We start from the raw sequence: 24848 nt of genomic DNA, 5'->3' as shown, positions 1-24848 counted from the left end.
CCAGAGATGATAGAGAGCACCCCTTTGAAAGATGCGTCAAGAGAGGTTACTCTGCCGAGAGAGGTTCGGAGAGAACCGCTAATTTGGCTGCCGTATCCGTTCCAGGGACAGGTGTATAGATGATCATCTGTAAATCTGGGTGATCTGCAACCTGGAAGGTCTTTGCCTGCAGAACCAGGAGTCCCACCAGAGGATGGAGCAGGTGCTTGTGTTCAGCCTGAACCCCTTGAACATCATGACGGGACCACCACTCGCGAAATGCTGGACTCACCTGCTCCAGATCATGGATTAATTCAGTCAGCCAAGCTTCTCCGACATAGCGCTGGGTACTGGCGCGAAAGAGAGCAAGGAAGCGCTGGGCCTCCCGTTCCCAATCCACAGCCATTGCACGGTATCGTGGATCAGTAAAGAGCAGCCAGAGGATATGACGCTTTCGGGAAGCCATTGTGCCGAAATCACCAAGCACCCGGCAAGCGGCCTGATTCCAGGCAATGATATCCCAACGAGGGCTCAAGACCCAGGCGGGGTAGATACCCATCGTATCAAGAATGAGCTGGAGAGCGGAATCAATGGTCTGAGTCAAGGGCAGTGGGTCCGCAGGCAGTTGTTGACGTGCGAGAATGAAGAGATGGGCTCGCTCATCTGCATCCAGTTGTAAAACACGAGCCAAGCTTTCCAATACTGATCCTGACACGATAATCGCACGTCCTTGTTCCAGCCAGGTGTACCAGGTTGCTCCGATGCCTGCTAACAGCGCCAGTTCCTCTCTGCGCAGCCCTGGGGTTCTACGACGTGTTCCCGGCGGCAATCCGACGTGCTGTGGGGAAATGCGCTCACGACGAGTCCGCAAAAACTGGGCCAACTCTGTGCGTCGTTCTTTCTCATTCATCGCTCTGCTCCCTTATCCTGGTAGCTTTTATACCAGAATATGTTGACTCCTGGTTCTAGGAGAAAAACACTGGTAGGATTTTATCACAACTTATAAAGGAGAAAGAAGGAATATGCTCATCACCATTGTTCTCGCTTTCTTGGCAGGTCTCAACGCGGGGAACGGATTGCCTCATTTCATCACAGGAATTACTGGCCAGGAGCACCCGTCGCCTCTTGGAAAATCGGCTGTGGTCAATCTACTCGAAGGATGGAGCGCATTTCTCATTGGAGGCATCTTCTGGTATTTTACCTGGCTGCAGCATGGCGACCCGATCCTCGCGTATACCTTTGCGGCACTTGGAGTATTCACCATTAACCTCTTTCATGCACGTGTTTGGCGTGCCAATCCTGAATTTTACAAACATATCCTACCTAGACAAAAAAGCAGCTGATAGCTATCAGCTTCGGCGATCACGCTTCACGAGTGAAGCGTGATCGCCGAACTCGCACTAAAGGTTTTGGAAGCCTGAGCAGAGTGAATGGCGACAATTTTTTCGATATGCTGCCGTTAGCATAGATTGTTCTAAAAATAGTATCGTGATCCCTATTGCTCTAGAGATGATATATTGTAGCAAAAAAGCTCTGGGAGGCATAAGGATGGAACTGGTCAAGGATGTGAAAGAGTTGCTCGTGGAAACCGCAAAATCTCTGAAAGGGAACGCACGCCGCTTGTTTATGGCTCGGACGGTACGCGCCTTGAAAGAAGGAGGTCAGCGACTGGCAGAACGGGAGTTAGGATGGAATCGTGGAACGATCCGCAAAGGTCAGCACGAACTGGAGCATGGGATTATCTGTCTGGATGCATATACCTCACGAGGCCGCAAGCGGAGTGAAGAGCATCTGCCCAACTTATTGAACGATATCATTGCTCTTGTAGATGGGCAGAGTCAAGCTGATCCACAGTTTCGCACGAACCGTCTGTACACGCGCCTGACGGCAACAGAAGTACGCCGTCAGTTGATTGCGCAAAAAGGCTACTGTGACGACGAATTACCCACAGCGGAGACGATCTCCGTCAAACTCAACGAACTGGGCTACTCCCCGAAAAAGGTGGCGAAAACGCAACCCCAAAAAAACTTCCCGAAACCGATGCCATCTTCGACAAACTGAAACAGATCAACGAGGAGGCGGATGAGAACCCACAGATGTTGCGGATCTCAATGGATGCGAAGGCGGCGGTCAAGGTTGGTCCTTTTGCACGGGGAGGCAAGAGTCGCGTCCCAACCAAAGCCGCCGACCATGATTTTCAGCCGACGGCCGCCGTGACTCCCATAGGTATTTTCTTGCCCTCCTTTGATGAGGTCTTTTTCTATGGGGTAACCTCGAAAGTAACCAGTGATTGTCTGGTAGATCGTTTGATCGATTGGTGGGAGAGAGCAAGAGAGCGCTTTTCCCAGATCACAACACTCGTCATCAATTTGGACAATGGTCCAGAGAATCACAGCCGGCACACCCAGTTTATGCAGTGTCTACTGGAATTTGTGGAGCGGTATCAGATTACCGTCCGTCTGGCATATTATCCGCCGTATCATAGCAAATACAACCCGGTCGAACGGTGTTGGGGGATTTTGGAGCAGCATTGGAATGGCTCCTTGCTCGACTCGGTAGATGCGGTAATCCAGTATGCCAGCACGATGACCTGGAAAGGGAACCATCCTGTGGTCACATTGGTGACGACTACTTATCAGACAGGAGTGAAGCTGACCAAAGAGGCAATGGAGGCGGTTGAAGCTCACCTCCAGCGATTGCCTTCCCTGAAAAAATGGTTCGTGGATATCCCGTATGTTCTCCCTTCTGTGTGGGATAATTAATTTTTAGAGAATCCCTTAATGTTTTCAACTCTCCCTCATCTCCACCAACACAAAGGCTAGAAGTGTTACGTACCTGATAGACTGGCTCTTGGCCACTCTTGGGGCTTTGTTCCTATTGCCTTAATTGTGGCAATAGAATAAATAGACGAGACCGTTGCTTTAAATTTGCACAGTAGGGGAGGATACAGTTTCGAGATGGCATAGTCAAGCTAATTTGGCTCTACATATAAAGCCGTGAATTAAGTTGCTGCTCTAAGTCGAATACCACTGCTTCTGCAAACCGTGGAGATGTAGCGATGAACATGGAGCCTCTGTTGCTTTCGACCCCACAAGTGCCATAGCCACCTGCTCTGCTTCCTCACGCTTCCCCATATCTGTTAGTAGAGAAACATAATTGCTCCGTACAAGCTGTGCGCGAGGATTCTCAAATCCCAACTTCTGTTCTCTGAGCTGTAAGGCTCGCTGATATAAGGGCTCTGCCTCGGCATACTTGCCCTGCTCATGATAGACCTTCGCGAGTCCATTCAAAGGGTAGGCCATCAGATGATGCTCAGATCCTAACTTCTGTTCCCTAATCCTCACGGCCCGCTTGTATAATTCCTCCGCCTCGGCATACTTGTGTAACTCTCGGTAAAGGTTGGCTAAGCCATTTAAAGGATATGCGACCAGAGGATGTTCAAGTCCCAACTGTTGTTCTCTGATCCGCAAAGCTTGTTGATATAACGTTTCCGCCTCTGTATATCTGCCCTCATCGGTACGAAGGTTTGCCAAGTTGTTCAAAGAAGAGGCTCCCTCGGGATGCTCAGGTCCTAGTTGCTTTTCAGTAATCGACGAAGCGCGTTGATATAAGGGCTCTGCCTCGGCATACTTACCCAGTTCTCGATAGAGGTTTGCCAGACCATACAAAGAATAGGTCACCAGAGCATGCTCGGGTCCCAACTGCTGCTCTCTAATTTCCAGGGTCTTCTTGTATAACTCTTCTGCTTCTCTATATTTGCTTTGTTGATAATAGAGAGTCGCGAGCCCGTTCAGAGGATAGGCAACCAGAGCATGCGCCGGTTCTAATTCTCGTTCTATAATTCGCAATGCACGCCAGTACAACCGCTCTGCATCAGTATACTTCCCCTGATCAACATAAAGGTTTGCCTGGTTAACCAAAGGATAAGCGACATCAAGATGCTCACGACCCAATTGTTGTTCCATAATCTCCAATGCATGGTGGTATAAAGGTTCTGCCTCGGCATACCTTCCTCGTTCTCGGTAGAGTTCCGCCAGACCATTCAAGATATAGGCGACATTAAGATGTTCACGGCCTAATTTCTGCTCCACAATTTGTAATGCTTGTTTGTATAAGGGTTCTGCTTCTATATAACGTGCACGTTCCTTGAGATACCATGCGGTACGATAGAGTAAATGTGCTGCTTGGGGACTCTGTATTTGATACTCATCAATATGTTTAGCTGAAAGCAAAGCGTGCGAGAGCACACGCTCACATTGCAACCAGGTAGCATGCTCTACATCTGGAAATATCAGGTTGACCGCACTCATAGCTCGTTCTGCCCACAAGCACCTTTCAGCCTTTTCTAGCGTGTCCTGAAGTACTGCTTGGACTAGCCGGTGAATAGAAAATGTTTTCTCTCTAGGATCTCGCCGTATTAGTGAATAGGCTCGTAAGGCTTCGATAGCTTGATTGAACAGCAATGGATCCGAGACTACTGTAGCAAGTACTGGTCCAAGCTGTAATGCATCTCCCATCAGAATTTCTTCGGCAATGGCATCAGGGGAAAAATATGCGAACAGCCGTAGTAGTTCAGCCGCAGCAGGATTTCGTTGTTTCACTTTATGGAAGGACAAGGACCAGGTGGTGGTCACTGACTCTGGATGATCGACTCCCAATCCTCTGCGTTCTTGCAACATTATGGCCCGATGTTGCTGGTAGATCTGCTGGTAGCTGGAGAGCGGCATTGCCGTTGCTTCTAAATAGGCTCCTGCTTGAGCTAGAGCCAGGGGCAGTCCCCCCAATTCTTGGCTAATTTGCAACGCCTGTTCTCGCTCCTGAGGCGAGGCTTGCAATAGTTGCGCCTCAGGAGCCAAGAGAGCGGCACGTCGCAACAGAAATAAGGCTCCTTGTTCGGGAAGTAAGTTCTCGATTTCTAGTCGATGAGCCAATGACCCTACTGCCGTTGCCCTTGTTGTCAAAAGCAGATGCCCTCCCAAGGATGGAGGCAAAAATTCAGGTAATAGTGACAATTCATCAGCGTTGTCTAGAATGAGTAGCCAGCCGTGGTGCGTCTGCAACCATGTCTTGACTGACTGTACAATAAGACCTTGCTCTTTTTCCTCTCGCTCTGGTAACTGCAAGAACGTGGCTATGGCAATGAAGGAAGAGATGAGTGCCTCCGTGCTTTCTGCACGTGCCCACAGGATCTCCTGATAGTCCTGGCGAAATCGATAGGCATATTCTACTGCAATCTGGGTTTTCCCAATACCTCCTAGCCCGCTGATTGCTTGAGGCTGAGATATTATCATCCCCTGAAACCGGGCGTGAATTTGGGAAAGCAACTCGTCACGTCCAAGAAAGAAGGAATTGTGAGGATAGGGGATCATCCAGGGAAGTTTAGTAGAGAGAAGCAAAAGATCGTAGATTATACCTCGCAAACCCGTAACAACTTGTTGCCATGCATCATCAGTAGACTTCCATTGATTGATGGGACGTGCATTTGCGGGTAACGGTTGCAGCCCACCAATAGGCAATTCCTGCCAGTTACAAGGACGCACCACAACAGGTATCACTCGTGCCGTGTTGGTCCCATGTCGCTTTAATGCCTGCTTCATTTCAACACTATAGCAGTAGTCAGAGGCAATAAAGTCTGCGCTAATTAGGAGGATAATGATCGAGGCTGTATTGATATGCTCATCAATAGCTTTCTCGGAATTTGTGCCAGGAAGGATCAGATGATGATGCCAGACTGAGATGAGCCCTTGTCGCTCAAGTACACTGAGGTGATTTTTGAGTTGCTGGAGGTATCGTTCATCCTTTTGAGCACAGGAGATGAAAACTTCAACAGCCATGTGAGACAATGACATGTTCATTTCCTTCTTGCTTCATTGTCCGCAATTGCAAAGGCAAACATTCTATCAATCTCAAAAACGAATCAGCCTATTGAAAAAATCTTGTTTTTCAACGAGTAGATAGGCGAGTAGAAAGATCAAAAGCAAACAGCGAATTGGCTACACCTTGCTTGTTGTAAAATCACCCAAAAAGCGAAAAGGGATCCATAATTTCTCCTGTTGGCCCCCTTCTGCGTCCCCATCCCCACTTTTGAGCAACCGCCTGAGATTTTGCCCTGCCGCCAACCACCAGACCCTCACAGTTCACTTTCCAGAGCTATCGCAAGCGGAACCGTTATATGACACGCCACTCTTTGGCCTCTGCGAATAAAGGTTCAACCCACACTTTTTGCCTATGCAGTGCTTTCTGTACACCTCAGTTTGATAATGCTCTTCCAATCGTTCCAGAAAATGAGCTTGAAAGAAACGATGGACCGACGAACTGAGGAATTGTGAGTGCACAGCCGCTTTAGGAGACAGGCACTACAAAGTGGCAGCATCTGCCTTCTCCACTTTGTATCCCATCAGCGTGAGGTGCAGTGGCTGCTCATTCGGGCAGACGTAGCGATCCTGAGCAGCATCGTAAATGAATCGGGAAGAGCCATAGTACTCTCCATGCTCATTCTCTCAATCGAAGAGAGGAAGCTGCGCTCGTATGCCTGCCTCTTCAATTGCAATCACCTTCTTCTGAGAATGTGATTGCAAAAAGCAAAAAGTAAGGGCCACATACTTATGGCCCTTTACGAACAACATTTTAAGTGTAACCAATTTTTAGGCAAAAGTCAAGCATACAGAGCATATTAGCATATTGGGTGTGATAGAGCAAAACCGCTCAACACCCATCGAACAAGTTAGACAAAATAACATGTCCTCAAGCTCAAAAAGGCTGTAAGCCCCCTATAAAGCCACGTCAAAAAACCATCAAAAGAGGTTCAACTCTCTCCATCAAATGTTCAGCAAGCTCAAAGCAGGTCATACAAATCTACTTCGGGCCTGTCTTTATATTCGCATACATATCTGGTTTAACCTAACATATACTGCGCCTTAATCCAAACTTTTGTTTGGCTTAACTTCTTTCCTATCCCGCCCTTCGCTTCACGAATGATGCCAGTTCGACGAGCACGATCTACTTCAAACGAGTCACCAATACTCATTAAATAAGTACTGCCCATATTCATAAAAATTAGACTATAATTCTTTCTTTTTAACACATCATCCAGGCGTTGACTCACTTCGCCTCGTAGCTCAAGAGCACGAACTTTATCCATCTTTTGATCATATATTTCTATCAAATCATCTTCAGCAATCAGGCCATATTTAGCTGAAACAATGAGAATATCTATCTCTCGTTGCCAATACCCTTCTCTCCTCGCCTTTTTAATGATTGAATAGACTCCGCCAGTATAGCGTTCAATCGCAGGAAGCAGGCCTAAAGAAGGATTCTTACTACCAGAGCAGCTAATTAGCATTAACCGTTTCATAGAATGCCCCACAAACACAAAACACATATTTACTGCTTAATCAAACTCGTAGATTTCAATGCAATTGTAGAGTAAAATACAAATGTTTTCCAATTCTTGCCAGCCGCCCCTCGGGAGTATTTCTGGCAAAGTCAATATGATTGGAAGGGGACGTCTATGAAATTCCTTCTCTCTGATTGGTGTGGTTTATCGTGGACAGATTGGCAACCATTCTCTAACAAAGAAGCCTTCAGGCAACTCCCCTCGACACCTGGACTTTACCGCATTCGCGCAGCAGGCATTAATGAACTTTTTTATATAGGTGAGACAGGGCGAGATCTTCGCGGTCGTCTAGGAGACCTTCGTCGCAATACCATGAAACCTGAAATGCCATTTAACGATCCTCACACAGCAGCCCCTCGCTTTGGTCATGGAGGCATGCAGAACCATATCTCGACTTTGAATGCTCAGTAGTGTCTCACGCATTAGCCGATGACAAAGAAGAAGCAAGAAAGCAACGAGAAGGTCTAGAGTTCTATCTGCTCTGGCAATATCGCCTGGAATTCGGCTCATCAACACGATGCAATCACGGTCGCTTCCATGCACGATACACAAAGTCAACAGATAGAAAAAGGAACATCAGGGGGCAACGCTTACCGAATGATGCCTTGGATAATCTTGCAAGCAAATCAAGTATGCCACCACTCCAACCACAGGCAAGCCCGCACGAAAATAATTGGATGGGTTTACGCTGGAGTACACCCAAAGAATTGAGGGGCACCAATCTGCAAAATGAAGATACATCACCTGGGGTTTATAAAATATTTGATCCTAATACTCTTGAAATCCTGTATGTTGGTGAAACAACTGACCTTAAAAGTCGCCTGAAAACACATGCCGCAAAAAATTGGCAATGCCAATCACCACATTTCTCATTTGTACGCCTCTCTCACGATATACAAAAGCACCAGCTTCGAGAACGAGAAAGCGATCTACTTGGTGGCTTTTATGCTCTCACCTCTACACTACCAAAGTTCCAATTAATAGATCACAAAAAGTAATACAGAATTTTCCTATCCTTCCTGTTTTACGGGTGCTAGACAGAATAATCCTTTAGACAGTGTTTACATACAGGAGATATCCCCAATGACAAAAACACAACTGAACACGGGTGAATTTTGGAGAGCGCTCATCCTCTTTAGGAAAAATGAGGCAACATATAAATTAGCTCTCGGGCAGTGTTTAACGCACTTTGTCGAACAAAATCAAACACACATTTCACGCTATGAACTTGCCGAAAATTTTTTTGATGTTTACTTGCTACGTCTAGCCAGCGGGAGACCCCAACTACGTGCAGTAAGCAAACAGACAAAGATGGAAACCATAATCGAGCAATAGAATAATCAGAAATTGACACGTGAAAACGCAATTTCGCAAGTAGAAAGACAAGCCTTTGGTGATGTCCTGGCTCGCTTCCATACGCTCAATGACAATAGAATACCAGTATCCTTTTATACACATCAAAAAGGAAGCCTGACTCTTACTGATGATATATTCAAAGTATTTGCTCTTACGCAACAATACGAATTGCATGATGAATTAGACACGAAATGGACGTTACTTGAGCTTGGCTTTGAACAAAGAAAGACTCACACCAGGAACATCTTTCCGCGCAAGAGACGCCCTGGAAGTCATTGCTCACTACTTTCGTCGAGAGTTTGGATATGATGGACCTGGTTACGTAGCAGATGAAGCCCAAGGTCGAAAAGACCGAATCTTTTTACTTGTCGAAGGTGACAGCTGGATGAGGAGCGATATGCGGTAGGAGCTATTGTCTTTCGGTGGCGAAGATATGCTCATGCGCCTGAGCAGCTCATCTTACACTGGACGTGGCTACATCCCTTCCTCCGACGAGCAGGGATATTTACTACCTATTGGAACATCTTCAGAGAGGTCTACGGAGATTTCCGCGTAGATTATCCCCGCTCCAAAGCGATGGATGCATTCCTCGTAAAAGTGAATGCACTTTCTCTTGAAGAGGGAGAAGATGATTAAAAGAGAAAAGTGACCTTCAAGCATTGAATGGTATTAGTTCATTTGATATATTGTAAGCTTGTATTTTGGGTAAAAAGGAGCGTCAATAGTGAGTAAAAAAACTAACATTCAAGCAAGAGAAATATCTTCTCGGCCATATCCAGGCGAAGCCTGTGGATGAGGGGGTCTTTGAGGCGGACATTGTAGGGCTCATAGAGATGAGAATCTCATTGTCTCTGTATAAACATATTGAGACGGAAGAAGCAACACCCGGCGAACCGTTGAGTGTGAACATTCAATTATATGATGATGAGACGGTGACAGACGACGACCCTGCTATTGATTATCATGCTCCCCTTGTTGGGATAGATGGCGAGACAGGCGGAATCACCTACGATGAGATAGAAAAATTATTTCATATTGATCCCGACAAACCTATGTGGCAGATTGACACCTATAATTCAACATTCGACGACAACGACGCGGAGCAATGTCTCACAGGTATGGCAACAGAAGAGTAGTCAGCAACATCCAGTTTTGATTTGAGATATAAAACACAATGGAGGCACCCCGCCGGGGTGCCTCCATTGCTAGTTGTTAGCTTGTCTTCTTGTTGCGGAGGTTCTTCGCCTCCTGGCGAAGCTTTTCGGCCTTCGCCGGATCAGTTTCCCGATTGGCCTGGTAGTCCTTCGTCTGGGCCTTCTGCTCCAGATCCTTGTTCGGGTCCTTCGACATGCGCTGTTCCTCGTTTCTGCAACTAATAAGACAACAACACAACAACTTCCCTCAGTGCAATACTGTATCTCCTCTCACCTCAGGGCTGGTCTCTTTTCCCAGCCTGCAAGCCAGGATAAAAACACAATAACGTCACACTGAGAGCTTTTTACCTCGCGCCTATGGCAGCGGTGGGTAACATATGAGATCAGTGGCGCATAGGCTGCCTACACAATCTCTCACTCTCCTCGCATATTATCTGCAATAGAACGTCTATATACAATCCCTATGGGATAAACCTCCCTTGCCTCTGGTTGATACACTAAAGACCGATTGAAGACCAGGCGACGCGCAACAGGGAACGCATCATCAAGTTCCGCCCATAGTAAAGGGCCACCTGGTTATTCATGCATCTCATGGTGTTGGTGGAGCACACCAGCTACAGATACCTGGCTGTAGCAGAGGAGCGGGTTCGATTCTCGAGAGATGCCTTAGCAATGCCGGGAGATGGTCATTCCTGTTGCATTCCTCCCGATTTTTTGTTGCCTATTCTACAGGCGTGCAGGGCTAGCATTTTCTACGTTGGAGGAGAAATGGCAATATGGAGGGAGGCCGCGGAGCCCACGATACGTGGGCTCCGCGCTCATCACCTCCTTCTCTTCACTCGGCCCCTCGGACTTCTCGGTCAGCCCTGGATGAGATTGCGGTACTGCTCCAAGAGCTCTTCTTCCGCGCTGGAGCGCTCGCTGTAGTCACGCTCCCGCACGTTGGTCGGGTTGCCCCCTGCGCTGCGGTACTTCCGGGCGAGCGCGTGGAACTTCTTGGCCAAGACGCCGTACTGCGCCTCCAGGGGGGCGAACCGCGCCTTCAGATTCGTGGAGCTCTGAAGCAGTTCACGGAAGCGGTCGTTCAGCGAGCCGTATTCGTCGCACAGCCCATGGTGCTCAGCATCCAGTAGGGCGAGCGCCACATCCGGATCGTTGTCCAATTCCATCACCCTCTCAGGGTCGCGGATTTCCTTTGCCTTGTGAAGAGATCGCGGCATCCGTAGCCAGCGATGAACGCTGTAGCACGCATGGACACCTGAACACTTCAATGGTAAATATACATGTGTTGCTCATGGGATGCAAGCGAATTCGCGAAGGAAATCACAAAGCCCTATTCCCCACTCAGATCAGATTTCCCCTCCTTAACAAAGAAACCCTCGAATGCTCATAACAAGCCATTCAAGAGCTTTGGACAAATTTTAGTTTAGCATTCTTTCTTGTGTTTTGCTTGCATTGTGTAATAGCAACCTGCGAAGCCTGCCAACCCACGAATTCTTCTCTCTTCTGCCTCAACAAGAGAACCGTCTTTGATGTCTTTGACAAAGATAGATGCCAGAATATGATCCTAATGATAATGCGCATGTGTCAGGCATGGAGAAATGCCGCCCATTGAAGTGCGCGTCTTCGTCTACCTGAACCTCTTTCCCTACCCTACCCATCCACTCCCACCCTTGCTCTCCCTCTCCTCACCCAGCACCAACAGGTCCTTTTTTCTATGCTTGGGATGGAAGCAGTTTGACAGCCTCCATGCAGAAAGGAGTAAATTGCATGCATGCATCCTACAATGAGACCACAACCCCAAGCCCATTACCGTATTGGGCAACACTTACCCAGGTGAGTCAAGCCACAGGCGTTTCACGCAGTGCCGTTCGCTCTGTCGCACGCAGAGCCCTCAAGCAAGAAGAGCCATGGGTCAAGAAAGAAGATGGCAGAATTCTGCTCAATACGCACCATGACACCTATACCTCTCACGCCAGGCGCTGGCAAGAGGACACCTGGTCCACCACGTTCCTTGATGATCTCGACACTGAGGACCAGGACAAGCAATTCACCACCTCCAACACCCAAAACAGTTTCTACTGGTATCCTTCCCTTGCCACTGAAGGCTATACTCACTGGCCACAATTTTGTCAGTGGCTCGCCTCCCAGGGGCTCTATGTCACACTCAATCTCCTGGTCGGTGAGGAAATACTGCACTGGACATGGGGAGAGCATCAGGGAACAGTGCAGAGTGCCAGCGTGAGAGATGCGGTAATTGCCGCCCTCACCCATAAGCTTACTAGCTCGCCTGCGCCTGCGTCCACTGAGGTCTTACCTCCAGCATCCACACCACCATCATCAAGTGAGGAAACACCCCACTTCTGGCCCTTCAAAAGAAACAAGATAACAAACGTTCTCAAATAAGTAGCACCGCATGAGCAATCAGGTAGCCTATGGGCAAAGTGATTGCTCATGCAACCTTTTCTCTTCCAGACACTGATCGCTCACCTGCACGAGCACCTTTCATCAACACAGGAGAGGAGGCACGCTATGCGCTTCGATGCCATGAAGACCCTCACCATCGGGCTTGCCAGCCCAGATATGATCCGTCAGTGGAGTCATGGGGAGGTACAAAAGCCGGAAACCATCAATTACCAAACACAACAACCTGAAGAGGATGGGCTATTTTGTCAACGCATCTTTGGACCCACCCGCGACTGGTCGTGCGCATGTGGAAAATATCAGCGCATCCGTACCCCAGGGGTCATCTGCAAGCACTGTGGCGTTGCGCTTGCGCCAGCATCGGTTCGTCGATCTCGTATGGGCCATATTGAGCTTGCAGTTCCAATCGCACATCCCTGGTATGTCCGCAATCATACCATTGAACGACTTCTCGGTCTCACGTCCAGGCAATTACGTGCCCTCCTCGACTACCAGTGTTACCTGGTTCTCTCCATCAACGAAGAGAAATGTGGGAAGAGTACGCTCCCGGAAAAGGCAAGCGAACAAGAGAGGACGCTCCATCGTCTCCTCTTGACCCTCAAACCAGGGGACCTCCTTGAAGCAGAGCACTACCACGCCCATGCCTCACGCTTTCCGGATCATGTATATATGAAAACAGGGGCTGAGGCGGTATGTAATCTCCTCCAGAGCCTGGACCTTGATGCCCTCGCAGGCCAGCTTCGTGAAGCACTCCAGAGTTCAGAGACACAGGACCCAAAGGTATTGAAACGTCTCCACGTGGTGGAGGCCTTTCGCGCCTCAGGGCAAAATCCTGCCTGGATGATCCTTTCCGCTCTTCCTGTCCTTCCCCCCGAACTCAGACCAGTTCTTCTCTTAGATGGGGGTCGCATCGCATCCTCAGATCTCAACGATTTGTACTGCCGTGTGCTTCATCGAAATACCCGCCTCCACCATTTTCTCCAGCACCATGCCCAGAAGCCATGCTCAATCATGAGCGCCGCTTACTCCAAGAAGCCTGCACCGCCCTTTTCGATAATGCGCATGCACACAAACAGCTCACTACTGCACACCACCACCCGCTGAGAAGTCTCACAGAGAATGTGCAAGGGAAACATGGACGCTTCCGTCGCAACCTTTTGGGTAAGCGCGTCGATTATTCAGGCCGTTCTGTCATTGTTGCGGGACCCAATCTTTTGCTCCATGAGTGTGGCCTTCCCAAAGAGATGGCATGTGAACTCTTTCAACCCTTCCTCATGCGTAAACTCATCGACCGCCAGTATGCACGTAGCCCCAAAGCAGCCAAACGCCTGGTGGAGCGACGTGATGCTATGATCTGGGATCTGCTCGATGAGGTACTCTTTGAGCACCCGGTCCTCCTCAATCGCGCACCAACCCTCCATCGTCTCAGCATTCAGGCCTTTTATCCGCGCCTCATAGAAGGCAAAGCCATTCAACTGCATCCCCTGGTGTGTTCTGCCTTTAACGCTGATTTTGATGGTGATCAGATGGCCGTTCATGTTCCCCTCTCAGAAGCAGCGCAAGAGGAAGCACGTCATCTTCTTCTCTCAACCAAGAACCTACGCCACCCTGCATCAGGGGAACCGTCCCTTGCCCCCAGCCAGGAGATGGTACTCGGCTGCTTCTACCTCACAGAAGACCGCCCTGGTAAAAAAGCCAGACGCGCCTTTACCGATCTCAACGAAGTGCTACTTGCCTATACCACTGGTGCCCTGGATCTGCATACCACCATCCTCGTGCGTGTCACACACTCGCTCGTATACGCGACCCCTCCACCCACCTCCCCTCATCCCCCTGAGCGAGGGCGTATTGAAACCACTGCTGGACGGCTCATCTTCAATGCCATTCTTCCCGAGCCATTAGGCTACCGCAACTATCCCATGACCAAAGAGGCACTTAAGGCCCTCATTGCAGAGTGCCTCCTCACCTGTGGTGAGGAGACCACAGTTCGTCTGCTCGACGAGATCAAACGGATTGGCTATTCCTATGCCACCAGGAGTGGTCTTAGTTTTGCTCTCAGCGATATCACGATTCCCCCGGAGCGGGAAGTTCTCATCCACCAGGGGCAATCACAGGTAGAGGAGGTTGATGCACGCTATCACGCAGGCGAAATGACGTACGAGGAATGGTATCGCCAGGTGATCGCGATCTGGACCGAGCACACTGAGCAGATCAGCGAGAAACTCAAAGACGCGCTTGACCCGTATGGCCCCATCATGACCATTGTGAAAAGTGGCGCAACCAAAGCTAAATTTCAGCAAATACGCCAACTCAGTGGCATACGAGGACTGCTGGCCACTCCCTCTGGCAAAATTATTCCCGTGCCTGTGCTCAGTAACTATAAGCTGGGTCTGCTGGTCTGGGAGCTTTTTATTGCCGCAAGTGGCGCAAGGAAAGGGTTTATGGATCGAAGTCTGAATACCGCGATGAGTGGATATCTGACGCGTCGCCTGGTGGAGGCAGGAATGGAAGTGGTCATCACCCAACACGATTGCCAGACATCAGCAGGCCAGCTTCTTACCCAGGCAGAAAGTCAGCGTCTGGGCCAGGCCAGCATGCGAGACCAGCTTCTTGGGCGCGTGCTCGCAGAAACGGCAGGACCATTTCCACCCGGAACGCTATTGACGGAAACACAGGTAGATCATTTACTTGCCACCAACATCGAAAGTATGCGCGTTCGGTCCGTCCTCTTCTGTCAGTCACCATACGGTGTGTGCCAACAGTGCTATGGGGCAGATCTCTCCACCGGCCAGCTTGTGGTAGTGGGGCAGGCTGTTGGAGTAATAGCCGGGCAATCCATTGGAGAGCCAGGAACCCAGTTGACCATGAGAACCTTCCATGCAGGAGGGATTGCGCATAACGCCTCTGATATCACGCTTGGTCTGCCACGTATCAATGAGCTCTTTGAGGTTCGGACCCCAAAGTATCCAGCGCCACTCGCCACCAGGAGTGGTACGATACACGCCATTGAGACAGATGCAACGACGGGAACGCATCGCCTGCATCTTGTTTCTGGACACGACACATGGACCACTGTTGTTCCTCTCGGGTCAACGCTTGCCGTACACACGGGCCAACAGATTGAGCGTGGAATGCCCCTGACCCAGGGCCCACTTGATCCACAGGAGCTCTTCCAGCTGCTTGGGAAAGAGGCCCTACAACGCTACCTGCTCCAGGAAGTTCAGCGTGTATACCTGGGGACAGGAGCCATCATCAACGACAAACACCTGGAAGTTATCCTTCGACAAATGGGGCGTTATGTCCTGGTTGTGGACGAAGGAGATACCAATTTGCTCCCTGGCGAGGTCGTCGATGCCTTTGATTATACCCAACGTGTTGCCGCAGTACTCGCCCAGGGAGGGCAACCAGCACTGGCCAGACCACTCTTCCTTGGTCTCACCAAAACCATTCTTCAGGCCAGAAGCTGGGTCGCAGCCGCATCCTTCCAGGACACAAGTCGCGTCCTGGCTCAGGCCGCCATCAAACACCTACAGGATCCATTGATTGGTCTCAAGGAACACCTTATCCTTGGGAAAAAACTTCCAATTCCCATCGTGTATACTTAACGACACATACACAGGCATCATACTGTTTTGAGCAACACACCCTGGCTACTACCAGCACAAATTCGCTTGAAGAGATTTAGATTATTCGCTCACGATGCATTCCTTTGGCGTCTGAGAAGAGTCATTCCCATGAAAGGGCCGAAACATGCGTCAGCCTTCATCTACTCACCTGTCTCGACGACACCTGTTTCTCGCGGGAACAGCTGGACTGCTTTGTGCCGTACTGACGCTTCTTCGGATCTCGCTCCCCACAGCCCCACTCTTCTCCCAGTTCGCCCAGTTTTCACCTGTTGATCGAGCAATACTCCTCATAAAACTGCTCTCTCCGCTGTTTCTGTTCTTCCTTGCAGGCGGATGAGCCTATTTCTTCCTCCTGGTGTTCAGCCTGAGACGCTCACAACAGAGAGCCCATCTCATGGAATCAGCCTCTCCATCAGGAGGGACGTTTGCCCGCTTTGCCCCAACAGAAAGAACTGGAAGCAGGACGCAAGCAAGGCCTGTTGCCGTGCCCCCATTGTTTCAACTCGACCCCGCTCAGCCTCTGCCACTTTCGATGCTACCTCCACACCCCGCTACACCAACCACTTCTGTATGGCCCTCAGAGCCAGAGAAAGAGGAGACCCAAAACGAGGAGGCATCTGCTGGTGCACAGCCCACCTCACCTGCTCCAGCCGATCATCCCATCACCCCAGAGCCCGTCGAGGACCCATCTGAACAGCCAAAAGAGCAAGAGCAGACCATCACCATATCCGACCAGCAGCCACAAGCAGATGAAGTGCAGGTCATCACGACTCCAGGCAAGCAAATAGAATCCTTTTCACTGCAGACACCAGGGCAACCCCCTGAAACCGACACGCCAGTCACGGTGTCGTTGTTAAAACAGGTTCGTGTCTGGGTACGAGCTGAGGATGGAACCACCATGGAAGTGAAGCTGCGCAGGGGCGAGAATGGTATTCGTCTCCTTGTTTTTGCCTATATCGCCTGGCGTCAAGGAGAGGCTGCCGATAGGGATAAGTTACTCACCTATGTGATCGCTCGTGGCAAACGGCGGGATATGAACACCGATCAGCTGGCTGAGGTCTTTGATGCCGCAAAAAAATATCTGCGGCAAGATCTGGACCGGGCGGTGAATGCCTTAGAGCGTGCGGGGCATCCTGTAGAAGAAAACCTTGATTTTTTTCGCAATGAGCCCGGATTTTACTGGCTGCACCCCTCCTGTCGCATCACAGATCTTGAAGCGATTGACACCTACTATACGAAAATCCTTCTTGCCCGCAAGGAAGGATTACTGGATGACAAGCTCGATGGGTCACTGCCTCCCTGGGTGATCGAAGCCTGCCAGCAACTTCTCCAAACCTACACGGGCGACTTTCTTCAGACACAGATCGAAAAGTTTCCAGAGGAATGCGGCACCTGGATACGTGAACCATTAACGCTCTATCGTGACCGCTATCTCGACGCGCTGTTGATCCTGGCTAACTACGAAAGTGCGTTAGGACGCAACTTCTTAGATGAGAAGCTCACTCCTGAGCAGAAAGAGGAACAGCGTAGACAGCATAGTGCCAGAGCGGCTCAGCTGTTCTTTGACTACGCCATGTATGCCATCAATAGTGTCCGGGACCGCAAGCTCAAATTCGCGTACAAAGCAGGGAAAGACGGGGAGCGCGTCGTCATGGCTGCTCGTGCCATTCGCCGATGTGTCGTCGAACTCGGCAAACTTGGCAAACCCGATATGGTTGACCAGGCCTATCTCGCCTTTAAGGAAAGAATGGCGACACTTTCTGAAGGCACCTGGAAGCCCGACAAAGACACCGAAAGCGACGTCGCCAACGCCAAGAAAACAACAAGCGAGTATCGCTTCTCCTTTCAAGCTGCCACATCCCAACAAGAGCATCCTCACGAGGAAGCCTGATGGAGATCCATCCAGGATACACGCGAAAATAGTAACTATTCAGAAGGCTCACGTAGAAGAGGCAAATCACGCCTGCTCTTGCGCCCTTGATCTCGGCGTGACCAGGAATGCAGCAACAATTTCCTACACTAAAGCTGAGCGCCTGCATATGCGACGACTGCTATGTGCTCTTCCTATGTAGGTGCAGCGCAGGCGAAAGCACTGCTGGCACCCCGCAACCGGCCCCCCCAACACGTTCTACGAATAGACGCGAACGAGCCGGGCACGCTCATCTCCGTAGAGATGGCGTACCCGGCTCGCTCATCCGAGCGCTAGGCGGTGCGACTCAGCTCAGTCGCTATGCACCCGTGCTTCCATCTTGAAGTCCATCTCGATCGACGGCGCTCCGTCGTGCTCCATGAGAGCAGCCATGACCGTGACGTTCTCCGCGATCGTGTCCTTCAGCGTCCCTTCGTCGTTGCACTCCTGATTGTTGGCCCCACCGAAGCAGCCGCCGTTGATGAAGAAGACGGTGCACAGCCTGGCCGGATAGCTGACATCCTTGATCTTGTTCGCGAGATCGGTCGCCAGGGCGTTCAGGCTGTCGGAGCCCTGAAAGACCATCGTCCTCTCCGCTGTGAACTCCTTCGTGGTCGTCATGCTGCTTCCTCTCCGCCCTCTCGATGAGAGAGCCTGTCAGAGTTTGGATCGTGCGGGATAGGAAACCCAGACGATGGGGCATGTCCGGTCTCCTGAAGGCAACTCATCGCAAGCGATAAGTACCCAACAGGGAATCGGAGGTAGCCTTTCCGAACTTGCTGACATGAGAGAAAAACGTACACCAGGCGCTCTCTCACCTATGGATGTCGCAAGCTTCCCCAGGAGCCCCATGAATGCAGCGAATGGACGCGCTCCAATGGGTCTACAAACTAGCAGGAAGAGACAGGCTCCATAGTTCTATCAATTACGTGCAAGTATAGCAAATAGACAGGGAAAAATCGAGGGAGATGGAGGGAAAGAATGAATGCGACCTTCCTCCCCATATTTAAAAAGTATGGGCATCCAGCGGCGGAGTTTGGGAAGCACATCCAAGAGTGACATCGCGCATGCCGTTCTCCGAAACTTACCCAAATATGGACAGTCCACATTTCGTGTTCGGTTCCTGCTTCAACCCTCGAGGGGGATAACGCAGATTGCAAGCTTTTCGCTCGTCTTACACCTGCTCCACAGGCGTCACTTCCCGCAGAACTTGCGGTACTCCGTGTTCATTGTGCCAGTGCCGCGAGATTTTTGGCGGCGTTGGCATCTCGATCTTGCACGTTTCCACACTCCAGGCAGGCAAAGAGACGATCCGAAAGCGTGAGTGCCTCATTGACCCAGCCACAACACGAACAGGTTTTTGAAGAGGGTTCCCAGCGCGAGGCCAGCAGTACCTTCGCCCCTGCCTGTTCGGCTTTGTAAAGGATCTGCCGCTTGAACTCGTACATGCCCACATCCGCAATCGCTCGGGCCAACCTGCGGTTCTTGAGCATGCCTGCAATATGTAAATCCTCGAGCACAATCACACGCGGCCGCTCTTGATTGGGCTTGGTTCTCGCCACAATCTGAGCGTTCGCTTGGTGCAAAGCATCGTTACGTACATTGGCGATCCGGGCATGCTTCCGCGAGAGGCGCTGCTTGGCTTTCTGGCGATTATGTGATCCTTTGGCCTTGCGGCTATGACGTCGCAAGAGGCGCTTCAACGCCGTGATCTTCTTGCGCAGCGCCTTGGGATTCTCGAAGGTGCGTCCATCAGAGAGGGTTGCCAACCGCTTGATCCCTAAGTCAACCCCAATGACATCACCTGTGGCTGGCTGGGAGTCTTTCGCTTCCTTGGCTTGCTCATGCACACAGATGGAAACAAACCATCTGCCTGCTTGCTCATGGATGGTGGCACTGCTGATCTTGCCGCCCAGAGGGAAATAGCCATGCTCTTTGAGCCGGAGCCTTCCCAAACGAGGCAACTGGATGGCATCAGGAAACACCCGAATGCTCCCGGTGAAGCGAGCGCCACCGATGGCTTTCTTGCGGCTTTTGAAGTGAGGATAGCCACACGAGCCTTTCCATGTGCCCTCTTTTTTGAGGCGGCACCTGCGAAAGAAATGTTTGAAGGCGGCATCCAGGTCGCGCAATCCCTCTTGGAAGGCGCACTTGCTGACATCATACATCCAGGGCTCAGAGGGCTTGAGGGCATTGATCTCGCGATGCAGATCGATGGCGGTGGGCGTTTTCGCTCCTGTCTTGTAGGCTTCCTGTTTGCGGCGAAGGCCATAATTGAAGGACCAGCGAGCGGCCCCGGCATGTTTGCGGCAGAGCGTCTTTTGCGTGTTATTGAGGTCAAGTTCTCCCCGATACCCACGGACCATCGGTTGCCCTTCCTCCTGGTGTTGAAAGTAGAACAAAGATACCAGAAAAACACAGCTTTGGCAAGAGGCGGATAGATGTCATTATTTGTCTCTATATGTCTCAATAATAGAAAACGAATTATCCCCCCCACCACTATAGAAGAGATAGCAGTTGGCATGGAAAAAGCCTTTTGTGCAAATGCGCAGTTCCACATGATCCTGACACAAAAAGGCAATGAAATCTTCAATCACATGTAAGGTCTGCTCTTTGAGGCCAACATCTGGGATTTCTTCGATAAGCTCTTCGTCTGGCTTATTGCGCACTTTGCATAGGCCAGTAACCTCTCTCACCTCTGGTTCATCGCCAAGTAAGAGCCGGAAACTCTCCATCTTATTGATGCCATCTGCCAGCAGCTGCCAACCCTCAATATTGAAATAGGCAGTGGCAATATCGAGTGAGTTCCCTTGGGACCGGGCGAGCAAAGTGTTCAATATCTCATCCATCCTGCATTGCTGGTTATCAATCACAAAAGGTATCGATTGCATATTTCATGTACTTTCTTCTCTACCTTCGCGTTACATAACGTAGCTATGGGAAAGTTTACTTGCGGCCCTCCAACCAGGCTTGTTCCTCTGTACAAATATGCTGTTGCTTGGGCCACTACCATGGCCTGAATACTCATTCCATACAGTACTCTAACCAAAATGTTCACTTGAAACTGAGCTTAGGTCATACGATAGATACCTCATTTACAATGAATTAGGTACCTGGTTTTATACCTACCATTATAAACACCTGTTCTTAATGGTAGTACATATACCCAAGTATTGTCAACCCCTAAAATCTGATACACTCGCTCAAAATAGGTGTTAAGAGCAGGTGCATGATACGTCTACGAATAAAAGAAATTGCAGAGGAAAAGAACGTCAGTATGACACGCTTATCCAAGCTCTCAACTGTAGATTACAAAACAGTTAGAAAGCTATTTCGTGACCCCAATTCCGAAATAGGTTTATCGACACTGGATAAGTTAGCTTGGGCATTACGTGTAGAGCCTGCCGATTTAATCGAGTATACTCGAACGCCTCCACTCATCTGGCAACAAGAGCAGACATTTAACGAGTAGATATCCTCTGACTTCTAACAGCTAATAATCTCATGCAGAAAAGTTCAAAATAAACACAAGTATCCAAGACATCGAGCCGACTCTCAAAAGACATGAATTCTCTTTCTTGTTCCGCAACCTTCTTGGGTGGAATCAAAGACCTGTGATGTCCACACTCTCCTGCACCTGCCAACTGTCATTTTCTACGCCCAGGGCGTCAAAGCCAATGTCCTGTTCTTAGACCGCAAAATGGGCGACGAAGGGCATCTGACCAAAGGCCTCTGAATTTATGACTTCAGAACAAACCAGAGCTTCACTCTGCGCAACAACGCACGAAAAGCCCCTCCATAGTGTTATACTTGCTACAGAAGAGCTACTTATTTGAGTCGAGACACATTTATTAAAGGACCCTGTTATGCGCAAAGCACTGCTTCTCATATCATGTATCAACTTTGTGGCACTGGGAGTTGATGAGATATTTTATGGCCTACTTGATCTAACAAAGCATCCACAACTCAACTTCTTCGATAAAATAATTAAGCTGTTCACACTTGCTAGCCTCCTCATATCGATGATCCTTCTTATGATCTATATAATCCGACAGCTATCAGCTCAAGACCAGCAACTCAGAAAGCAAGGAAGAAAAAATACATCAGGCAGAAACATTTTGCGCATGAAAAGCCAAAAGATCAGGCTCTACAAACGGGAGGCTCTCTTACAAAAGGCCCTGTTCTTGAGTTTTCCTATTTTCGGATTAATTCGACCTGTGGCGGATTTGATGTTCCCTTATGCAATGGCACATTCTAAACCAGTTATGCTCCTACATTGGGTTAGCGTTCTTGGCATGCATCTTTGTTTGCTCATTTACGCCCTTCTTAGCAAAGATCTAACCCATCAAGCCAGGCAACAAGATATACATGCTCATCACCATATCGAGTCGCCAATGGCTCATCTACCTCTAAAATCACAGGGATAAGGCAGTAGGTTTGGAGAAGAAAAATCATACGAAAAAGCCCTCCTATAGCACTTTGTTTGCTACAGAAGAGTCATTGAAACTGCTTGAGATGGGTGATTAAGGATTCGGACCCTATACCTACTGCATATAAATGCTATGTACCAATTGCCAAATATCAAAATCATGTGTCGGGAAAAGAAGGATAAATAACAAAAGATAACTGGAGAAACGAAACGAAATAAAAGTGATACTTTCTGATCCAAATGTCGGAAAGTGCTGAAAGCTTATAAAGCCGCTTAAATAGCCGATTTGAAAACAAAACTGCTTCAAATACCTCCATTAAAAGGCTTTGAAATCTAAGCTAGAACAAGCGGACAGCAAACGCTGTGCCTAAACATCTCTCCTGACTCCTAAATGAACCGCAAGCAACATACTGAACTCCTACCACGCCAGGCACATCCAAAACATAAGAGGTGAGACGCTTTCTATGATGAGACATGCTCCCTGGATATTCTATCCACTCTCGTGAGTTATAGAGCAACCTCACAAGAAGCATGCCTCATCATTGTCACATCGACCTATCACCAGGTGCTAGAAACCTACTTGTTTCACACAGACAAGAGGGCTGGTCGCAAAGTTCGTGCCCCCAGCAATGGGATCTGGATAGACCGCAGAGGCACACCCACGCACGCCAACATCAGGTGCCCAGAGCATGGTGCTATGCGTAGTTCCCTGCGAACTCATTGGCAGCGTTGGTACTGGAGTACTATCACCATCACGCTGATCAGTGGGAGAGCGCTGCATCCACCCGGTGAATGTGCATGGGCTCGCACTCTTCCCATGAGGAAGACACCGACCAAGCGGAAGAATATCCACCCAGTTTGTCCCACACACATCCGAATAGAGCAGATGCACAATGGCGAGCCGCTCACTCTCTGGCTTCCCATCAATAGTGATGTTCGTAAGAGCCAGGCCAATGTTTGCTGCCGTTGGGTGCAGGAGAGCCAGACGTCCACCAGAGAAAGTGCTTTGTTGACACGAGGTAGACGTCGGCTCATACGAGCCATCTTTAGGATACGCTCCCAGACAGATCCCGTCCGCTCGAACTGAATCACACCGACCGGCAGGATCAACGTTATCACATCCGTTTTTCAGACAAGGTGGCTGTATGTGCTGCTGCTTGGGCGCTCCTTGATGGGTCGCGGCCAGAACTGAAGTCACCCCCAGAGGAAGCACAACACAAGAAACCAATAGGCAAACGAGTAGTACGCCAGCTCCATACCAGAGGCGCGACCAGCGCGTAACGTGCAGTGTCCTCATCCTTTCATCTCCTCTAAGTTTTCTTACTTTGAGCATCGATCATATTTCACACCCTGCTTGTCTGGTTGTTTTTGGCAGAGTAGATCGTCTCTACCACTCGCAAGAGACAGCATTGCTTTGCAGTGTAGATCATGGAGAGTGTGAGCAAGCTGGCATCACGGCACGGTGAGGGGAGGCAAAAGGGAGAGAGGAGGCAGTCATGATTATCTTCAGATGAATACCATCGTAAAAATTATTACGGTTTCGGTCTTTAATTGGAAAGATATTCCTTGCTACGCCATTGGCTGTGCCATTATCGCCTTTATTGGTGTCCTTCAATTACATGAATGGCCTCTTCAGATGCGCCATAATACATGGCGCATCTGAAGAGGCCATTCATGGACCAGATCATCAAGCAGAACCGGAGAGAGAATGCAACTGAACAAGATTGGATACCACCGACAGATCTTTCTGTACAAGTACACATCGACCACTCAACCTAACTCATCTTCTTCATAGCCGATGTCATGCACTTCGAGCAGATCTCCAATTATGATATACTCAAGAACAATGGATTTCAGGAGGCCTTCTATGCCTACACAGGGCCGCTTTACAGGGATACCTCAATAGTTTAAAGGCCCACGAACGAGGCAGGAAGAGATTATTGTCACGTTGCCTATAAGGCTTGAGAAGAGCTCTCCTATTTCAACGAAAAGGTGAAAAATATGCCTTTCTCTCTCATGTCTCCTGTCTCTCCACAAATCGTGGCCATCGGAGTCCTTCTCTTCCTCATCCTGCTCTTTGTGCCCTGGGCCCTATTTGGACGAAGCCGCAGGCACCGTCGCAAGAGACATCACGAGGCCATCATGCCCAGAAGAAGACAAAGAGGGGACCATGGAGCACGAATCGCAAAAAAACATGGGAAGGAACGAAGTGGTGAATGGGCCAGAGTCCAGGATGAGCATCTGCTTCGAGAACCTGCCTGTAGAGCCTGTGGCTATAAGGGCAAAAAAGTCCAGGTCCATCATATCAAACCATTCCACCTTCATCCAGAACTGGAGCTTGATCCGAGCAACCTGATCACACTTTGTCAGGCAAGAGGCAAGCATCATCATATGCTCCTGGGTCATCTCAACCTCTGGGCATCCTACAATGCCGAGATTGAGGACGATGTCAGGCATTTTTATGGCCAGAGTGCCAGGCAGATCAAGGCAAGCCTGGCGTGGAAGACGAAAGTGACTCAACGCCCATAAATCTTTTCTGGTCACAGGATTGCAGAAATGGGTCTCCTGTAGAAAT

General features: G+C 49.6%; 22 protein-coding genes and 2 pseudogenes. 15 read left to right on the top strand and 9 right to left on the bottom strand.

Annotation, left to right across the window (positions count from 1 at the left end; genetic code table 11):
• Window positions 1-46: 46 nt before the first annotated feature.
• Window positions 47-889: a helix-turn-helix transcriptional regulator gene (locus K3T82_RS44020; RefSeq protein WP_220199791.1), complete on the bottom strand. Its 843-nt coding sequence runs from the start codon at window positions 887-889 to the stop codon at window positions 47-49.
• A 112-nt stretch (window positions 890-1001) separates the two neighbouring features.
• Here K3T82_RS44020 and K3T82_RS44015 point away from each other — a divergent pair, with 112 nt between their 5' ends.
• Both K3T82_RS44015 and K3T82_RS50740 read left to right on the top strand, forming a co-directional pair.
• Window positions 1002-1322 (top strand): hypothetical protein, encoded by a 321-nt coding sequence (locus K3T82_RS44015; protein ID WP_220199790.1) that lies wholly within the window; start codon window positions 1002-1004, stop codon window positions 1320-1322.
• A 205-nt stretch (window positions 1323-1527) separates the two neighbouring features.
• Window positions 1528-2741, top strand: a protein-coding gene (locus K3T82_RS50740; RefSeq protein ID WP_420799412.1) for an ISAzo13 family transposase whose coding sequence is annotated in 2 segments (ribosomal slippage) — window positions 1528-1999 and window positions 1999-2741 — 1215 coding nt in all. Because the reading frame shifts where the segments join, the coding sequence is not laid out codon by codon here.
• 252 nt (window positions 2742-2993) lie between these two features.
• Here K3T82_RS50740 and fxsT read toward each other — a convergent pair.
• Window positions 2994-5828 (bottom strand): FxSxx-COOH system tetratricopeptide repeat protein, encoded by a 2835-nt coding sequence (gene fxsT, locus K3T82_RS44005; protein ID WP_220199789.1) that lies wholly within the window; start codon window positions 5826-5828, stop codon window positions 2994-2996.
• Window positions 5829-6874: 1046 nt separating this feature from the next.
• Entirely contained in the window at window positions 6875-7333 is a 459-nt protein-coding gene (locus tag K3T82_RS44000; protein WP_220199788.1) for a DUF6884 domain-containing protein, read from the bottom strand.
• Between the two features lie 156 nt (window positions 7334-7489).
• Between K3T82_RS44000 and K3T82_RS43995 the strand changes: the two genes are divergently transcribed.
• From K3T82_RS43995 to K3T82_RS43980, 4 genes are all read left to right on the top strand, one after another.
• Window positions 7490-7786 carry a GIY-YIG nuclease family protein gene (locus K3T82_RS43995; RefSeq protein ID WP_220199787.1) on the top strand — a complete coding sequence of 99 codons (297 nt, stop codon included), beginning with the start codon at window positions 7490-7492 and terminating at the stop codon, window positions 7784-7786.
• Window positions 7786-8373, top strand: coding sequence for a GIY-YIG nuclease family protein (locus tag K3T82_RS43990; RefSeq protein ID WP_220199786.1), 588 nt, complete (start codon window positions 7786-7788; stop codon window positions 8371-8373). The genes K3T82_RS43995 and K3T82_RS43990 overlap by 1 nt, the downstream gene beginning before the upstream one ends.
• An 85-nt stretch (window positions 8374-8458) precedes the next feature.
• Window positions 8459-8710, top strand: a complete 252-nt coding sequence (locus K3T82_RS43985) for a hypothetical protein (RefSeq protein WP_220199785.1) — start codon at window positions 8459-8461, stop codon at window positions 8708-8710.
• Window positions 8711-9576: 866 nt separating this feature from the next.
• Window positions 9577-9867 (top strand): hypothetical protein, encoded by a 291-nt coding sequence (locus K3T82_RS43980; RefSeq protein ID WP_220199784.1) that lies wholly within the window; start codon window positions 9577-9579, stop codon window positions 9865-9867.
• A 76-nt stretch (window positions 9868-9943) separates the two neighbouring features.
• On the opposite strand, the gene K3T82_RS43975 is transcribed toward K3T82_RS43980, so the two are convergent.
• Complete coding sequence (locus K3T82_RS43975) at window positions 9944-10081, bottom strand: hypothetical protein (RefSeq protein ID WP_220199783.1); 138 nt, start codon at window positions 10079-10081, stop codon at window positions 9944-9946.
• Between the two features lie 664 nt (window positions 10082-10745).
• The gene (locus tag K3T82_RS43970; protein ID WP_220199782.1) at window positions 10746-11048 is read right to left on the bottom strand and encodes a hypothetical protein; all 303 of its coding nucleotides are present in this window, start codon (window positions 11046-11048) and stop codon (window positions 10746-10748) included.
• A gap of 607 nt (window positions 11049-11655) precedes the next feature.
• Here K3T82_RS43970 and K3T82_RS43965 point away from each other — a divergent pair.
• From K3T82_RS43965 to K3T82_RS43945, 4 genes and pseudogenes are all read left to right on the top strand, one after another.
• Complete coding sequence (locus K3T82_RS43965) at window positions 11656-12291, top strand: RNA polymerase sigma factor sigma-70 region 4 domain-containing protein (protein ID WP_220199781.1); 636 nt, start codon at window positions 11656-11658, stop codon at window positions 12289-12291.
• A 48-nt stretch (window positions 12292-12339) separates the two neighbouring features.
• Window positions 12340-15914, top strand: a pseudogene (gene rpoC / locus K3T82_RS43955) (DNA-directed RNA polymerase subunit beta').
• Between the two features lie 145 nt (window positions 15915-16059).
• Complete coding sequence (locus K3T82_RS43950) at window positions 16060-16272, top strand: hypothetical protein (protein WP_220199778.1); 213 nt, start codon at window positions 16060-16062, stop codon at window positions 16270-16272.
• Between the two features lie 57 nt (window positions 16273-16329).
• The gene (locus K3T82_RS43945) at window positions 16330-17826 is read left to right on the top strand and encodes an AfsR/SARP family transcriptional regulator (protein WP_220199777.1); all 1497 of its coding nucleotides are present in this window, start codon (window positions 16330-16332) and stop codon (window positions 17824-17826) included.
• A 330-nt stretch (window positions 17827-18156) separates the two neighbouring features.
• On the opposite strand, the gene K3T82_RS43940 is transcribed toward K3T82_RS43945, so the two are convergent.
• The 3 genes from K3T82_RS43940 to K3T82_RS43930 form a co-directional block, all read right to left on the bottom strand.
• Complete coding sequence (locus K3T82_RS43940; RefSeq protein WP_220199776.1) at window positions 18157-18465, bottom strand: hypothetical protein; 309 nt, start codon at window positions 18463-18465, stop codon at window positions 18157-18159.
• Between the two features lie 605 nt (window positions 18466-19070).
• Complete coding sequence (locus tag K3T82_RS43935) at window positions 19071-20210, bottom strand: RNA-guided endonuclease InsQ/TnpB family protein (protein WP_220199775.1); 1140 nt, start codon at window positions 20208-20210, stop codon at window positions 19071-19073.
• 81 nt (window positions 20211-20291) lie between these two features.
• Window positions 20292-20735 (bottom strand): phospholipase D-like domain-containing protein, encoded by a 444-nt coding sequence (locus K3T82_RS43930; protein ID WP_220199774.1) that lies wholly within the window; start codon window positions 20733-20735, stop codon window positions 20292-20294.
• Window positions 20736-21073: 338 nt separating this feature from the next.
• On the opposite strand from K3T82_RS43930, the gene K3T82_RS50735 reads away from it, so the two are divergent.
• From K3T82_RS50735 to K3T82_RS43915, 3 genes and pseudogenes are all read left to right on the top strand, one after another.
• Entirely contained in the window at window positions 21074-21316 is a 243-nt protein-coding gene (locus tag K3T82_RS50735; protein ID WP_220199773.1) for a helix-turn-helix domain-containing protein, read from the top strand.
• 141 nt (window positions 21317-21457) lie between these two features.
• A pseudogene (locus K3T82_RS50730) lies at window positions 21458-21577 on the top strand (N-6 DNA methylase); the annotation flags it as partial.
• A 133-nt stretch (window positions 21578-21710) separates the two neighbouring features.
• Window positions 21711-22271: a hypothetical protein gene (locus tag K3T82_RS43915; RefSeq protein ID WP_220199771.1), complete on the top strand. Its 561-nt coding sequence runs from the start codon at window positions 21711-21713 to the stop codon at window positions 22269-22271.
• A gap of 570 nt (window positions 22272-22841) precedes the next feature.
• Here the strand turns inward: K3T82_RS43915 and K3T82_RS43910 are convergent.
• The gene (locus K3T82_RS43910) at window positions 22842-23570 is read right to left on the bottom strand and encodes a hypothetical protein (RefSeq protein ID WP_220199770.1); all 729 of its coding nucleotides are present in this window, start codon (window positions 23568-23570) and stop codon (window positions 22842-22844) included.
• A 213-nt stretch (window positions 23571-23783) separates the two neighbouring features.
• On the opposite strand from K3T82_RS43910, the gene K3T82_RS43905 reads away from it, so the two are divergent.
• A complete protein-coding gene (locus tag K3T82_RS43905) occupies window positions 23784-23936 on the top strand; it encodes a DUF2809 domain-containing protein (protein WP_220199769.1) in 153 nt (50 codons plus the stop codon).
• 338 nt (window positions 23937-24274) lie between these two features.
• The gene (locus tag K3T82_RS43900) at window positions 24275-24802 is read left to right on the top strand and encodes an HNH endonuclease (RefSeq protein ID WP_220199768.1); all 528 of its coding nucleotides are present in this window, start codon (window positions 24275-24277) and stop codon (window positions 24800-24802) included.
• Window positions 24803-24848: the final 46 nt, after the last annotated feature.

The organism is Ktedonospora formicarum (assembly GCF_016587355.1).
GTDB lineage: Bacteria > Chloroflexota > Ktedonobacteria > Ktedonobacterales > Ktedonobacteraceae > Ktedonobacter > Ktedonobacter formicarum.
The sequence above is the reverse complement of the archived record's forward strand: the minus strand, read 5'-3'. Positions and strand labels throughout refer to the sequence as shown.

Bases quoted from the DNA above. Each gene is read 5' to 3' on its own strand.
- K3T82_RS44020 (WP_220199791.1), bottom strand. From the start codon at position 889: ATGAATGAGAAAGAACGACGCACAGAGTTGGCCCAGTTTTTGCGGACT.
- K3T82_RS44015 (WP_220199790.1), top strand. From the start codon at position 1,002: ATGCTCATCACCATTGTTCTCGCTTTCTTGGCAGGTCTCAACGCGGGG.
- fxsT (WP_220199789.1), bottom strand. From the start codon at position 5,828: ATGTCATTGTCTCACATGGCTGTTGAAGTTTTCATCTCCTGTGCTCAA.
- K3T82_RS44000 (WP_220199788.1), bottom strand. From the start codon at position 7,333: ATGAAACGGTTAATGCTAATTAGCTGCTCTGGTAGTAAGAATCCTTCT.
- K3T82_RS43995 (WP_220199787.1), top strand. From the start codon at position 7,490: ATGAAATTCCTTCTCTCTGATTGGTGTGGTTTATCGTGGACAGATTGG.
- K3T82_RS43985 (WP_220199785.1), top strand. From the start codon at position 8,459: ATGACAAAAACACAACTGAACACGGGTGAATTTTGGAGAGCGCTCATC.
- K3T82_RS43975 (WP_220199783.1), bottom strand. From the start codon at position 10,081: ATGTCGAAGGACCCGAACAAGGATCTGGAGCAGAAGGCCCAGACGAAG.
- K3T82_RS43965 (WP_220199781.1), top strand. From the start codon at position 11,656: ATGCATGCATCCTACAATGAGACCACAACCCCAAGCCCATTACCGTAT.
- K3T82_RS43950 (WP_220199778.1), top strand. From the start codon at position 16,060: ATGCGTCAGCCTTCATCTACTCACCTGTCTCGACGACACCTGTTTCTC.
- K3T82_RS43945 (WP_220199777.1), top strand. From the start codon at position 16,330: ATGGAATCAGCCTCTCCATCAGGAGGGACGTTTGCCCGCTTTGCCCCA.
- K3T82_RS43940 (WP_220199776.1), bottom strand. From the start codon at position 18,465: ATGACGACCACGAAGGAGTTCACAGCGGAGAGGACGATGGTCTTTCAG.
- K3T82_RS43935 (WP_220199775.1), bottom strand. From the start codon at position 20,210: ATGGTCCGTGGGTATCGGGGAGAACTTGACCTCAATAACACGCAAAAG.
- K3T82_RS43930 (WP_220199774.1), bottom strand. From the start codon at position 20,735: ATGCAATCGATACCTTTTGTGATTGATAACCAGCAATGCAGGATGGAT.
- K3T82_RS50735 (WP_220199773.1), top strand. From the start codon at position 21,074: ATGATACGTCTACGAATAAAAGAAATTGCAGAGGAAAAGAACGTCAGT.
- K3T82_RS43915 (WP_220199771.1), top strand. From the start codon at position 21,711: ATGCGCAAAGCACTGCTTCTCATATCATGTATCAACTTTGTGGCACTG.
- K3T82_RS43910 (WP_220199770.1), bottom strand. From the start codon at position 23,570: ATGAGGACACTGCACGTTACGCGCTGGTCGCGCCTCTGGTATGGAGCT.
- K3T82_RS43905 (WP_220199769.1), top strand. From the start codon at position 23,784: ATGAATACCATCGTAAAAATTATTACGGTTTCGGTCTTTAATTGGAAA.
- K3T82_RS43900 (WP_220199768.1), top strand. From the start codon at position 24,275: ATGCCTTTCTCTCTCATGTCTCCTGTCTCTCCACAAATCGTGGCCATC.